This window comes from Flavobacterium agri (assembly GCF_013401995.1).
Classification (GTDB): domain Bacteria; phylum Bacteroidota; class Bacteroidia; order Flavobacteriales; family Flavobacteriaceae; genus Flavobacterium; species Flavobacterium agri.
In genome coordinates this window covers 44,759-56,242 of record NZ_JACBJI010000010.1, presented here as the reverse complement: position 1 = coordinate 56,242, position 11,484 = coordinate 44,759, and the positions used below count along the sequence as shown (strand labels likewise).

The window sequence follows — 11,484 nt, the reverse complement described above, 5'->3', positions numbered from 1 at the left end:
TTGCGGCTGTCAGGTCGCCTGTGCGGTCGCGCTTTTGCATTTTTGCTTCTTTTGTTGCAAGACAAAAGAAGGCCCGCTGCAAAGCGACAAAATTCGCATCTCACTCCTTCATATCCAAGCAATAGTAAAAAACACCCAATTCCCAGTTCCTTACAACCCAAACCAGTTCCCTACAAATCCACACCTTCCTAACTTGCCCCAAAAACGCAAGCCATGGAAACACAACTCCAGTCCGTCCTTCCCCAAATCGAAAAGACCGCCGGCCCATGCGCGGTCATCGTATTCGGTTACAATTCCATAAACGGCCAAAGCAAAAGTGCGTTCGGTTTCGAATCCGTTCCGCCACACGCGAATGGACATTTTTACCTGTTGGTATTCACAAATGAATCGACCAATGCGCTCACCAACCTAACCGACTCGATATCCCAACGATCCGACGGCAAAATATCGGTCACGCTACTTCAACACACATTGCAATCACTCGGTACCAAATCCCAAGACCAGCGTTGGTTCTTCTATCAAGCCCTGCGTCTCGGCGAACCCGTAAGTTTGGGCATCGATGTTCCGTATTTGCGCAACTACGGCTGGGTACGTCGCGATTACGAAGGCGCAAGGACACACTGGTACAAATGCGAAGCCATGGCAGGCCTCTACCTCGAAAGCGCCGCCCAATCACAACACCTCGATGTCGAATTAGGCAAAATAGCCTTCTTGTCCCAGGCAATCGAATTTATCGCCTTAGGGTTGATCCGCGTCTTTTTGGGCTATACACCGAATCAATACGGCCTCAAATTCTTGCTGGCGTTATGCGGCCATTTTACCGACCTGCCATCGCATTGTTTCCCTATAGCAGATGAGGTAGGACAGAAGCGGTTAAAGATGGTTTGCACGCCTCCCTCAATGCTGCGCCATTGGGACAAGCTCGAAGCACCCGAAGCCGATTTCGATTCCCTGCTCGATGCCTGCACCCGTTTCTTCGGCAAATCCCGCAAGCTTGCCCTCAAACATCTGGAAACCCTCGAAAATTTGCGAACCAAAACCTCCATATCATGAAAACCGATACCTTCTTCCAGTCCCCCGAGCTAAACCATCTAGTAAAAAACCACTTCACACTGCTTCAGTCTGAAAACCCAAAAAAGAACCTCGATTCCGTAAGCATCCGCCTTTCCGGTTACGCCGATGTTATAGACCTTACGGCCGACCTGCTAAAAGTCTCTATGATGGCACTCGACACCAATTCCCCTTTCCCCGAACCCGAGGCCAACATCCGAGGCGTCCTCTCCATCGTCCTCGACCTGCTTCCCTACGAAGAAGCCGCCCTGCTCGACAAACTCCGCCACCAAATCCTCTCACCATCCGAACCCGACTGGAACTTCATCCTCCAAACCGTAACGCTCTCCCCGCCTCCCATCAACTAAATTGTTCCCTCGGACACACATTTTGCGCAGCTTGCAAGCAAAATGTCAATAAACACTTCCGCTTTCCAGCGCCATGACCGCTAAGGCGGGCACCTGACGCCGCAAAGACTTGGAAAAAAGCGAAAAACTGTCTGAGCGCAGCGAGTTTTTTTTGCTTCCAAGTCTTGCGGCTGTCAGGTCGCCTTCGCGGTCGCGCCAAAGGCATTTTTGCTTCTTTTGTTGCCAAACAAAAGAAGGCCCACTGCAAGCGAAACAAAAAAAGCCCGGCGCAAGCCGGGCTCCCCTCACTCTTTTTTCGAAAACCTCTTCAAAAAAAGACTCAATAAAAAACTGACCGTCGTCCCAACGACCGCCAACACCACCGTCCGTACCAAATCCTCACAAAGAACATTCGGCACAAGGCTAAGCAAAGAACCACTCACGGTTCCAAGCCTCAACGTAAATACCGGTTGCATAAAAAAGTAGCATTACGGCATTCCGCTTACGGCAGTAAGCGCCAAAGGGTTGAACGCCCCGTTCTTGAGCGGGTACATCTGACCGTTCACCTGCTGGAAAAACTCCATCCCGACGGCCAGGAAAAGCGGCTTGGTGCTCGCGGCCGTGACCGCGTTGCTCTGGCTTATCGCTGCGGTAAGCGTCGCATCCCACGGCAGTATCGCGGTTTCCGAAGTTGTCACGGTGAACGTTTCCGCCTCAAAATCCACGTCCGCTCCGGCCGAAGTGATCTTATAATGGGTCGCACCCGCAGGCGCGGCTACCATGTTGATCGGCACGAAAGGAGGGATATCGAGTGTGATCACACCCGTGACGCGGTTTATCGCCCCTGTATAAGGCGCGTACAGGCACGTACCCAACTTTCCTTTGATGTTGAACTCGAAACCCGCCAAAAGCTCCGCTTCGCCGTCGATAACGTTGCGCAAGCCCCGTTCGTTGGTCGCGTCCGCCTGGATGACCTTCATCATGCTCTGGGTAAGACGCGATACCATGCGGCTGTCGGCCGCGTTGATGAGCAACGCCTGCAGCGAGTTACGCAAAAGTTTGCCCGCCTTTCCGGCTCTCCCGAACTCCGACATGTTCTCCCTTGTCCGCTGGAAAGCAGGATCGTTCCTGATGCGGTCGCCGTCAAGGCTTCCCTTTTCGCGTGCGATGTATCCGTCCTGCGATTTGTAAAAAGTCACGTCACTTAGAGTGCCTTTCAATTTGATTAGGCCTTTTTGTTTTGCCATGATTGAAAAATTTAAAAATGAAACAAAAAATGAAACCCGTCCGTTGCAACGTTTCCCCGGGTAGGGAAGACAAGTTTCCGAAGCCCCCACTGAAAAGCCAAACCACCATGTCGCAAACGGCCCATAATGTCCCAATAGATCCCATTCCCGCAACCCCATTTGTAAGTAAAATCTCCCAACTATCCCGAAATCCAAGTCAACCACAAACCCCAAGCAAGCCCATCTTATCCAATCAAACGAAACCTCCCGGGACACACATTTTGCGCAGCGCGCAAGCAAAATGTCAATAAACACTTCCGCCTTCCCGCGCCATGAGCGCACAGGCGGGCATCTGACGTCGCAAGACTTGGAAAAAGCGAAAAACTGTCTGAGCAGGGCCGAGCGTGAAAAAACAGTCCAGTGGACTGTTTTAGCGAAGGAGCCAGGAGGCGCGTTGGCCGTTCGAGTTTTTTTCGCTTCCAAGTCTTGCGGCTGTCAGGTCGTCTGTGCGGTCGCGCCAAAGGCATTTTTGCTTCTTTTGTTGCCAGATAAAAGAAGGCCCGCTGCAGGCGACATTACCACTCTTTGCGCAAGCAAAGAGTCACCTTTACATCCTCTGCGAAACCAAATTCGTTATAACAAATGGGTAAGTTTTCAGTAACGGCAAAACCCACTCAAAGTGTAGTCAAAGGAATGGATAAAGGCAGTTTGTTAAAAAGGGAAGAGAGCAGTTCGATGAAGTGTATGTTGGCTTCGCATAATCGGATGCTGTTGCGCTGCATCCTTCATAGTTCGCTTTGGAAAGGAGTTTTTGGTTTTCACGAATGAGATTGCGCTTCGCGCCATCCTTCAAAGCTCCGCTTTGAGAAACAAAAGAGTTCAAAAAAAAATGCCTCAAGCGAGCTTGGGCATTTTTTTTTGAACTCTTTTGTTCCATTCGTGACCACGATCAGATTCGAACTGACACGTCTTGCGACACCACCCCCTCAAGATGGCGAGTCTACCAATTTCTCCACGTGGCCTTCAACAAAAAAAGTCAAACGAGACCGTTCGACTTTGTGACCCGACTGGGGCTCGAACCCAGGACCCCAACATTAAAAGTGTTGTGCTCTACCAACTGAGCTATCGAGTCGATGCTTTGAAAAAATGTTTTTTAAGGTCTTTGTGACCCGACTGGGGCTCGAACCCAGGACCCCAACATTAAAAGTGTTGTGCTCTACCAACTGAGCTATCGAGTCGTTAACATTTCTTCAATGCGGGTGCAAATATACAGTCTTATTTTAAAATTTTCAAACCTATTTTATTTTAAATTTACCTTTTTTTAAAACTCACCCTTAACGCCTTATTTACTAGGGATTTGCTTCATGAAAAAAGTATTGCTGTGCGGATATATGGGCTGCGGAAAGTCGACTGTGGCCCAAATTCTTTCCCATAAAACCGACCTTCCCCAATTTGACCTTGACGATCTTATAGAGAAAAACGAAGGGATGTCCATACCCGAAATCTTCGAAAAAAACGGGGAAGTGTACTTCAGGAAACTCGAGCATCGGTTGTTTACGCAGCTTATGGGAAGCCCCGACGATTTCATTTTGGCTTTGGGTGGAGGAACGCCCGCATACGCCAACAATCACCTGCTAATGAATGGCGAAGGCGTCACGTCTTTTTTTCTCCGCGCGTCTATAGAAACGCTTCACGACCGATTGATCGACGAGAACGAAAACCGTCCGCTTGTGGCCGGCAAGGCATCCGACGAGCTCAAAGAACACATCGCCAAGCATCTTTTCGATCGCAATTACTATTACAATCAGGCTACTTATACGGTCGTGGTCGATGGGAAATCGGCAGAACAGGTCGCCGACGAAATACTCGAAAAACTAGCTTAGATAAGCCGAGTTCGCGTTTTCCTTGAACACGATTTTCACGTGTTCCATAAGACCCGTGGAAAGCGAAATGCCTTTGAAGTCGGCTTTAACAGGATATTTTTTGTGGTTCCTGTCTACGAGGACGGCCGTCTTGAATTTCTTGAGCGGCACGTCGAGGAAGTGGCGTACCCCATAAATCAGCGTCGTACCCGAGTTGAGTACGTCATCGACCAAAACCAAGCCTTTATTCGTGTATTCTTCAGGTTTCAATGAAGTCTTGATAGGCGCGTTCGGATTTTTCTTGTCGATCTTCACCTCGCACAACAGCGGTTTCAAATCCGAAACCTGTTCGAGGGCATCGACGAGCTTTTGGGCAAAAATGAATCCGTTCGACGAAATTCCCGCAATCACGATCTCTTGCTCGTCGATGAAAGTTTCGTAAATCTGATAAGCAATCCTTTTGATCTTGTGTTCGATTTCCTCGTGGTTGAGGATGATGTTCTTGGCCATTCCGAGGTGATTTTTCAGCCGCAATTTACGCATTAATCAGGAATCCGATTCGTCGAATTCATCAAAATCGCCCGTATAGCCGTCAATGTCGCGACGGTCCTTTTTGGTAGGACGGCCTTCACCCGATTTGCGGTAGTGCTCTTTCGAAAGCTTGAGCATTTCGAGATGGGCAAAACTCTCGGCCGGCGTCTCGTCTTTCCGGTAAATGTCGACCAATTTCGCGCCCACGCGGCTCGGCGGCAAATCGAGGACCGAAACGATGTGGGTGATCTGGTCCTTCCGAAACGTGATCTTGTCTCCCGGAAAAACTTCTTTAGACGGTTTGGCCACGTTCCCGTTGACCGTGATATGGTTTTTTTTGGCGGCCTCGGTGACCATGTTGCGGGTTTTGTAATAGCGCACACACCAAAGGAATTTGTCGATTCTCATAATTGTAAAAACGGCGTTAAAGTACTCACAAAAATAAATCAATATTGTATCTTGCGGCCTTAAAAATATGTTGCTGACATGAAAAAGAAGATTATCCTCTCGATCCTTTTCGGATTGGCCCTTACCTTTATCGGCTGTAATAAAAACGACGATATCGGTCCTTCCAAACCAAGGGATTATACCGAACAATACGCCAAGGATATTGTCGACATTGAGCAGTTCCTCAAAACGCACAGCTACGAAGTGGTGAACCATCCGGGATTCCACGACGATCAGGACGTGATTTTCCACGATGTCGAGGAAGGCGATCCCGATGCAATCTGGAGCAGTCCCTTGCTTACGTTCAGAACGGTAAAAACGTATCGCGATGCCGATGAAGATATCGAATACAAGTTGTACTACCTCAAATTGCGCGAAGGCGGCGGAATTGCCCTCGATAAACCGTTCCCGACGAATACCGACAAGGTTTTGGCCGCTTATACGGGTAAGTACCTGTTCCACTACGAAAGTACCGATGATAGCGGTACCGTCATCGATTCCCTCAAATATTACGAGTTCGAGACCAATCCGTACCCGCAATCCAATTTCGATTTGCAGGGCGTAATCAAGGGTTGGAGTGAAATATTTCCGCAATTCAAAGGAGGCGATGCCACTCAGGTAACCGGAGAACCGACGTTGTATACCGATTTCGGGGCAGGCGTGATGTTCATTCCTTCCGCTTTAGGTTATTACAACCAGGCATCGGGTTCGATACCGGCTTATTCGCCATTGATCTTTACCTTCAAGCTCTACAACACGATTCGCGTGGATTCCGACGGCGACGGTATCATGAATTATCTCGAAGACCGCGATAACGACCGTTACATGTATATTATCCTCAACGACGAAGGAACGGGAGACGTGCGTCCCGATGACGTCGACGGAGACGGCGCCCCGAATTATCTCGACCAGGACGACGACGGCGATAACGTACTTACCGAAATTGAGATGCTCAGCGATCCGAACAACCCGGATTCCGCGACGCTTACCTGGGACGAAGTGCCCGATTGCAGCGGAAACACGACCGACCCGAACCGCCTGAAAAGGGTTTACGATTCAAGTTGTACAGGAGTTGCGCCATAAAACGCGATCCGACGAAATAAAAAAATCCCGTTCTGCAAAGAGCGGGATTTTTTATTTGGATTTAGCTGGGATTCTTATTTTCTCGAAACCGCTTTTTCGGCTGCCGCTACGATTGCGGTAGCGTTAAGCTTGTATTTTTCCATAAGTTGTTCCGGTGTTCCCGATTCGCCGAAACTGTCGAAAACCGCGACGAATTCCTGAGGTGCAGGGTTTTTCAACGCCAGCACACGTGAAACGCTTTCTCCCAATCCGCCAAGGATGTTGTGCTCTTCGGCAGTTACGATACAACCTGTCTTTTTAAGTGAAGTAAGGATCGCTTCCTCGTCAAGTGGCTTGATCGTGTGGATGTTGATCACTTCGGCAGAAATGCCTTTCGCTTCCAACGTTTCGGCAGCCAAAAGCGCTTCCCAAACCAAATGGCCTGTAGCGACAATGGTTACGTCTGTTCCTTCGTTCAAAAGCACGGCTTTCCCGATTTCGAATTTTTGGTCGGCAGGCGTGAAGTTCGGCACTACAGGACGCCCGAAACGCAGATAAACCGGCCCGTGGTGGTCGGCGATCGCAATCGTCGCGGCTTTCGTCTGGTTGTAATCGCAAGTGTTGATCACAGTCATACCAGGAAGCATTTTCATAAGGCCGATGTCTTCAAGGATTTGGTGCGTCGCCCCGTCTTCGCCCAACGTCAATCCGGCGTGTGACGCGCAGATTTTCACGTTTTTGTCAGAATAGGCAACCGATTGGCGGATCTGGTCGTACACGCGCCCCGTAGAGAAGTTGGCGAACGTTCCCGTGTAAGGGATTTTCCCGCCGATCGTAAGTCCGGCCGCGATCCCGATCATGTTCGCTTCGGCAATACCGATCTGGAAGAAACGCTCGGGGTGGTTTTTCTTGAAATCGTCCATTTTAAGCGATCCGATCAAATCGGCGCAAAGGGCCACGACGTTTTCATTTTTCTGGCCTAGTTCAGTAAGTCCGGCGCCGAATCCCGAACGCGTGTCTTTACTGCCTGTATTTTCGTATTTTTTCATGTTATTTCTTTGTGTTGCCCGAATTTGGGACAGTTACTGTAAAATTTGTCTGCTTGATTTGCTGCAATTTGCGAAAGTGGACTTTTTTGCCTTTTTCGATGAAATAGCAATAGGTGATCAATCCTTCGCTATCGAAATTGAATTTGCCGCACCACAACGGATTGCGAAAAGGCCCGAAATTGAATTTCTGCGATTTGGTGATCGAAGTCGGGGCGATCGCGACGACGCATTCATTGATCGGCTTTTTCTTTTCCGAATCCTTGAAGCGCTTCAAATGTATGGTGTCCGATTTGGTCGAGAATTCATAGAAATCCGACTTTTCCTTACACATATCGAAATTGAGTTCGGATGATTTCTGAAACTTCAATTTGGCATTTTCCGCTTCCGAAAGCGAAGAAGGATTCTCGAACTCATAATAGATGTTGTTCTTCTTATCTACGAGATACGTCTTGAAAACTTCTCCTTTTTCCTCCAGCACGATAAGGTGTACGTCTGGATCCAACGAATTCGAAAACGTCAATTCGTGCGACAATTGTTTTTCCTTTCCATCCTTGGTATACTCGTAAAGCGTGGAGTAGTCAAAGACATAGGTCTTTTGCGACCAACTGGCCAAGCTCATCAGCAACACTATCGATGTAAGGATTTTGCGCATCAATAATCTTTTTCGTCTTCCGAATAATTCTGCGACAAAGCTGTCTCGAGCTGCGCATCGTTAGGCGCTTTTCCGTGCCAGGCGTGCGTATGCATCATGAAATCGACGCCGTGCCCCATTTCGGTATGAAGCAACACGCAAACCGGTTTGCCTTTTCCGGTTCTTGATTTGGCTTCGGTCAATCCGGCGATGATGGCCTCGATGTTGTTGCCTTGCTGGATTTCGAGCACGTCCCATCCGAAAGCGATGAATTTGGCAGCGATGCTTCCCATGTTCAACACTTCGTCGGTCGGTCCGTCGATCTGCTGGCCGTTAAGGTCTACCGTCGCGATCAGGTTGTCGACTTTTTTGGCCGATGCATACATGATGGCTTCCCAGTTCTGGCCTTCCTGCAGTTCGCCGTCTCCGTGAAGCGTGAAAACCAAATGGTTGTCGTTGTTGAGTTTTTTCGCTTGGGCTGCGCCGATGGCTACAGACAATCCCTGTCCTAATGAACCCGACGCCATGCGTATCCCGGGCAATCCTTCATGTGTGGTCGGGTGACCTTGAAGACGCGAATTGATGTGGCGGAAAGTCGCCAATTCCGATATCGGAAAATAACCGCTTCGGGCCAAAACGCTATAGAAAACAGGCGAGATGTGACCGTTGGAAAGGAAGAAAATATCTTCTCCTATACCGTCCATGTCGAAACCCGGCTTGCGTTCCATGATGTTCTGGTAAAGTGCCACGAAGAATTCGGTGCAACCAAGTGATCCGCCCGGATGGCCGGAGTTCACGGCGTGCACCATGCGAAGGATGTCGCGTCGCACCTGAATGGCTAAAGCGTTTAACTGTTGTGTGTTACGTTTCATTATAAGGGTTTGATTAAACTGCCCCAAAGATAATCGTAATTGACGAGGGATAGAAGCACATTCGTCAATTAATAATCAACATCGGGCAGTGTGTTTTTGACAAAATAAGTGTTAAAAACACACTTTAGCAAATCATTTCAAAAAAAATCCCCAAACCTAAGCCCGGGGATTTGAAACATGGCAGTTTCCTTTCAGAGTTTAATTTTTCCAGAAGTTCCACAGTTTGCCCGAGAACCTGAAGTAAGACGAGTCGGGAGCGAGGCGTATTTTGCCCTGGACCGGAATCTTGCCTTTCAGGAAATCTAACCTGGCTTCGGCCGTGCGCAACGAAATCCATTGCTGCAACAGGTTTTCGGCCGTGGCGGCGAGTTTCTGGCGTGTGCTTTCGTACGACAGGTATTCGTTCTGCAGTTCGTAATCGTAATCGCCTATGGCGGCAAACAGCGGATAATCGTACCTCAAACTGAAATCGTGGGCCGAGCGAACCACGCGGAACAGGTTGCCGTCGGCGAGGATCTGCTTGAGCGTGTTCTCGAATTTATATAAGGCGTATTCGTCCGTATCGAAATTCGAAAGCAGTTTCGAGAATTCGTAACTCCCGCTTTTGCTCGTATAATTGAAGTTGAAGAACGCTTTCCACAAATCGTTGTTCTTGAGGCCGTCGCTGTTTTCGAGCGAGTACAGCCAGTTTTCGAATTCTTTGAGCGATAGGTTTCTTTCGAGTACATCGAAGAATTTTAGGGTTAGTGCTTTCATGATCGTGTTGTGTTGTTGTGATTATTGATGATTGTTTATTTTTTGATTGATGATTGTCTTTCGTTTGTCCGCGAAGGGAATCGGGCGCTGTTTTTGTCCCTTATCCCTTCGTCGGACCCTATTATCCGCCTTTGAGGCGTGCTTCGTGTTCGCGGTCTCTTCGGTCGATTTCGCCGAACGGGCTTCCTTTAAAGAATCCGATGTTCTCAAAACCGTTTTCCTCGGTGATGATCGATTCCTTTTTGGTCACGGCTCCCGTGTACTTCGAACCGTAATTGCCTTCGAGCTGTTTCGTCGCCGGATTGAGGTCGCCCCACACGGGCGTCTTTCCGTTATAGATCGGTTCCACAAAATAGACGATGCCGGTCTTTCGCGATTTCATCAGGAATCTTCCGGTCTCGTCGGTATTGGTGAGGAAGCGTCTTAAAATTTCTTGTCTCATGATTTCTATTTGATTATTTGTTGATGATTTTTTATTGTGGTCGCAAAAAAAAAGCACCTGCGTGATGGCAAGTGCTTTTCGTATGCTTCAAAAAAGAAGGATTACTTCTTTCGCGTCTTACTTATACACTTGCCGGCGAACCTATTTCGGTCACACACAAAGACGAGCTCGGCCTGTTTAGGCTGCTTCATCCATGTTTGCGAAATCGAGATGTGGTTCAACGTTTTCATGTTATTTTCTATTCGTGTTTTGCGTCGTTATATTTCTGTTTGCGACTTTGCAAAGAAAGAAACTCTTTTTTGAATCTGCAAGAAAAAAATAAATTATTTTACTGAAAATCAATGTGTTACGAAAATATTAAGCAATAGTTATCCTGTCCGCATGCGTTGCAGGTTTCTCAAGATTCAATTGTTTCCCGTCATCGGCTGATGATTCAAGGACTAACGGTTTTTTCGGTTAAAATCGACTTCCATCAAATTATCTGATAATGTGTTTAAAATAAAAAAGCGCCCTCGGTAAAAAGGACGCTTTGTGTTTTATATTGTTTCAATTGCTGAATCAAATTTTGGGTTTACACAAAACTCCCGCGCTTACGAACGGTTTTACGTCCGAACGCAGATTGCATGCTTGCTGAATATGGTTTTGTGTTTTCATCTGGCGCGAAATTACGCATTATTTTGAAAGCCCCGCGATTTAAGGCGTTAGATTTGACTTAATTTTAGAAATCTATATCGTGTTTTTTACAATGCCATCGTTCGCAACGGCCTGTCCAGCCCGACCTGGCTTTATCTTTAGAGATTTTGCGCAATTCCTGATCCGTCAATTCCCCGTAAAGGATCGGAATCAATTTGTCTTTGTGGCCGAACGGGCATATTTTCCTGCTGTAACTCACGCAAGCTCCGGGTACGGTGACCGAAAATAAGGTCTCGCCGGGAGTGACCTCGAGATCGTAGAAATGTTTTGGCGTCGTGACGGTAGACAACATCAGGCAATACCGTCCGACGGGCACGTTCGGAATGCTGAAGTTTCCGTCTAAATCGGTTTGGGCCGCATAATTGGTATACTTGCCATTTTGAAGCAATTGCGCGAGCGGAATTTCCATTTCGCCGTCGGTAAAGATTTTGGCCGTTCCCTTTATCGTACTGAAACTTTGGGCGAGTATCGTTGGATAACTCAAAATCAGTAAAATCAGCATCATTTTTTTCATGG

13 protein-coding genes and 3 tRNA genes are annotated in these 11,484 nt (G+C 48.1%); 4 read left to right on the top strand and 12 right to left on the bottom strand.

All coding sequences use genetic code 11. The features are described 5' to 3' along the window. Positions 1–213 precede the first annotated feature (213 nt). Together HZF10_RS17370 and HZF10_RS17365 are read left to right on the top strand one after the other, a co-directional pair. On the top strand, positions 214–1,053 hold the full coding sequence (locus tag HZF10_RS17370; RefSeq protein ID WP_176007508.1) for a hypothetical protein: 840 nt from the start codon (positions 214–216) through the stop codon (positions 1,051–1,053). Continuing rightward, complete coding sequence (locus HZF10_RS17365) at positions 1,050–1,418, top strand: hypothetical protein (protein ID WP_176007507.1); 369 nt, start codon at positions 1,050–1,052, stop codon at positions 1,416–1,418. The genes HZF10_RS17370 and HZF10_RS17365 overlap by 4 nt, the downstream gene beginning before the upstream one ends. A 467-nt stretch (positions 1,419–1,885) precedes the next feature. Here the strand turns inward: HZF10_RS17365 and HZF10_RS17360 are convergent, their stop codons facing one another. The 4 genes from HZF10_RS17360 to HZF10_RS17345 all read right to left on the bottom strand — a co-directional run bounded on the left by HZF10_RS17360 (position 1,886) and on the right by HZF10_RS17345 (position 3,861). After that, positions 1,886–2,644, bottom strand: a complete 759-nt coding sequence (locus tag HZF10_RS17360; protein WP_176007506.1) for a hypothetical protein — start codon at positions 2,642–2,644, stop codon at positions 1,886–1,888. A 919-nt stretch (positions 2,645–3,563) separates the two neighbouring features. Beyond that, positions 3,564–3,645: transfer RNA gene (locus HZF10_RS17355), tRNA-Leu, on the bottom strand. 37 nt (positions 3,646–3,682) lie between these two features. Further along, positions 3,683–3,755, bottom strand: a tRNA-Lys gene (locus HZF10_RS17350). A gap of 33 nt (positions 3,756–3,788) precedes the next feature. Continuing rightward, positions 3,789–3,861 (bottom strand) — tRNA-Lys (locus HZF10_RS17345). A gap of 126 nt (positions 3,862–3,987) precedes the next feature. Here HZF10_RS17345 and HZF10_RS17340 point away from each other — a divergent pair. Continuing rightward, positions 3,988–4,506: a shikimate kinase gene (locus tag HZF10_RS17340; protein WP_176007505.1), complete on the top strand. Its 519-nt coding sequence runs from the start codon at positions 3,988–3,990 to the stop codon at positions 4,504–4,506. On the opposite strand, the gene HZF10_RS17335 is transcribed toward HZF10_RS17340, so the two are convergent. Then, on the bottom strand, positions 4,498–4,995 hold the full coding sequence (locus tag HZF10_RS17335) for a phosphoribosyltransferase domain-containing protein (RefSeq protein ID WP_176007504.1): 498 nt from the start codon (positions 4,993–4,995) through the stop codon (positions 4,498–4,500). The two genes, HZF10_RS17340 and HZF10_RS17335, sit on opposite strands and share 9 nt — an antisense overlap. Before the next feature lie 36 nt (positions 4,996–5,031). Further along, entirely contained in the window at positions 5,032–5,424 is a 393-nt protein-coding gene (locus tag HZF10_RS17330; protein WP_176007503.1) for an RNA-binding S4 domain-containing protein, read from the bottom strand. A gap of 78 nt (positions 5,425–5,502) precedes the next feature. On the opposite strand from HZF10_RS17330, the gene HZF10_RS17325 reads away from it, so the two are divergent. Then, the gene (locus HZF10_RS17325; RefSeq protein ID WP_176007502.1) at positions 5,503–6,546 is read left to right on the top strand and encodes an FKBP-type peptidyl-prolyl cis-trans isomerase; all 1,044 of its coding nucleotides are present in this window, start codon (positions 5,503–5,505) and stop codon (positions 6,544–6,546) included. Positions 6,547–6,620: 74 nt separating this feature from the next. Here the strand turns inward: HZF10_RS17325 and HZF10_RS17320 are convergent, their stop codons facing one another. From HZF10_RS17320 to HZF10_RS17295, 6 genes are all read right to left on the bottom strand, one after another. Next, positions 6,621–7,574, bottom strand: a complete 954-nt coding sequence (locus HZF10_RS17320; RefSeq protein ID WP_176007501.1) for a transketolase family protein — start codon at positions 7,572–7,574, stop codon at positions 6,621–6,623. A gap of 1 nt (position 7,575) precedes the next feature. Further along, entirely contained in the window at positions 7,576–8,226 is a 651-nt protein-coding gene (locus tag HZF10_RS17315) for a hypothetical protein (RefSeq protein WP_176007500.1), read from the bottom strand. Continuing rightward, positions 8,226–9,077, bottom strand: a complete 852-nt coding sequence (locus tag HZF10_RS17310) for a transketolase (RefSeq protein ID WP_176007499.1) — start codon at positions 9,075–9,077, stop codon at positions 8,226–8,228. Before HZF10_RS17310 ends, HZF10_RS17315 begins: the two co-directional genes overlap by 1 nt. A 198-nt stretch (positions 9,078–9,275) precedes the next feature. After that, the gene (locus HZF10_RS17305; protein ID WP_176007498.1) at positions 9,276–9,833 is read right to left on the bottom strand and encodes a hypothetical protein; all 558 of its coding nucleotides are present in this window, start codon (positions 9,831–9,833) and stop codon (positions 9,276–9,278) included. A gap of 121 nt (positions 9,834–9,954) precedes the next feature. After that, positions 9,955–10,275 carry a hypothetical protein gene (locus HZF10_RS17300; protein ID WP_176007497.1) on the bottom strand — a complete coding sequence of 107 codons (321 nt, stop codon included), beginning with the start codon at positions 10,273–10,275 and terminating at the stop codon, positions 9,955–9,957. Between the two features lie 718 nt (positions 10,276–10,993). Continuing rightward, positions 10,994–11,473, bottom strand: coding sequence for a carboxypeptidase-like regulatory domain-containing protein (locus tag HZF10_RS17295; RefSeq protein WP_176007496.1), 480 nt, complete (start codon positions 11,471–11,473; stop codon positions 10,994–10,996). Between the last annotated feature and the right edge of the window lie 11 nt (positions 11,474–11,484).

Bases quoted from the DNA above. Each gene is read 5' to 3' on its own strand.
- HZF10_RS17320 (WP_176007501.1), bottom strand. From the start codon at position 7,574: ATGAAAAAATACGAAAATACAGGCAGTAAAGACACGCGTTCGGGATTC.
- HZF10_RS17310 (WP_176007499.1), bottom strand. From the start codon at position 9,077: ATGAAACGTAACACACAACAGTTAAACGCTTTAGCCATTCAGGTGCGA.
- HZF10_RS17340 (WP_176007505.1), top strand. From the start codon at position 3,988: ATGAAAAAAGTATTGCTGTGCGGATATATGGGCTGCGGAAAGTCGACT.
- HZF10_RS17315 (WP_176007500.1), bottom strand. From the start codon at position 8,226: ATGCGCAAAATCCTTACATCGATAGTGTTGCTGATGAGCTTGGCCAGT.
- HZF10_RS17325 (WP_176007502.1), top strand. From the start codon at position 5,503: ATGAAAAAGAAGATTATCCTCTCGATCCTTTTCGGATTGGCCCTTACC.
- HZF10_RS17295 (WP_176007496.1), bottom strand. From the start codon at position 11,473: ATGATGCTGATTTTACTGATTTTGAGTTATCCAACGATACTCGCCCAA.
- HZF10_RS17300 (WP_176007497.1), bottom strand. From the start codon at position 10,275: ATGAGACAAGAAATTTTAAGACGCTTCCTCACCAATACCGACGAGACC.
- HZF10_RS17330 (WP_176007503.1), bottom strand. From the start codon at position 5,424: ATGAGAATCGACAAATTCCTTTGGTGTGTGCGCTATTACAAAACCCGC.
- HZF10_RS17365 (WP_176007507.1), top strand. From the start codon at position 1,050: ATGAAAACCGATACCTTCTTCCAGTCCCCCGAGCTAAACCATCTAGTA.
- HZF10_RS17360 (WP_176007506.1), bottom strand. From the start codon at position 2,644: ATGGCAAAACAAAAAGGCCTAATCAAATTGAAAGGCACTCTAAGTGAC.
- HZF10_RS17305 (WP_176007498.1), bottom strand. From the start codon at position 9,833: ATGAAAGCACTAACCCTAAAATTCTTCGATGTACTCGAAAGAAACCTA.
- HZF10_RS17335 (WP_176007504.1), bottom strand. From the start codon at position 4,995: ATGGCCAAGAACATCATCCTCAACCACGAGGAAATCGAACACAAGATC.
- HZF10_RS17370 (WP_176007508.1), top strand. From the start codon at position 214: ATGGAAACACAACTCCAGTCCGTCCTTCCCCAAATCGAAAAGACCGCC.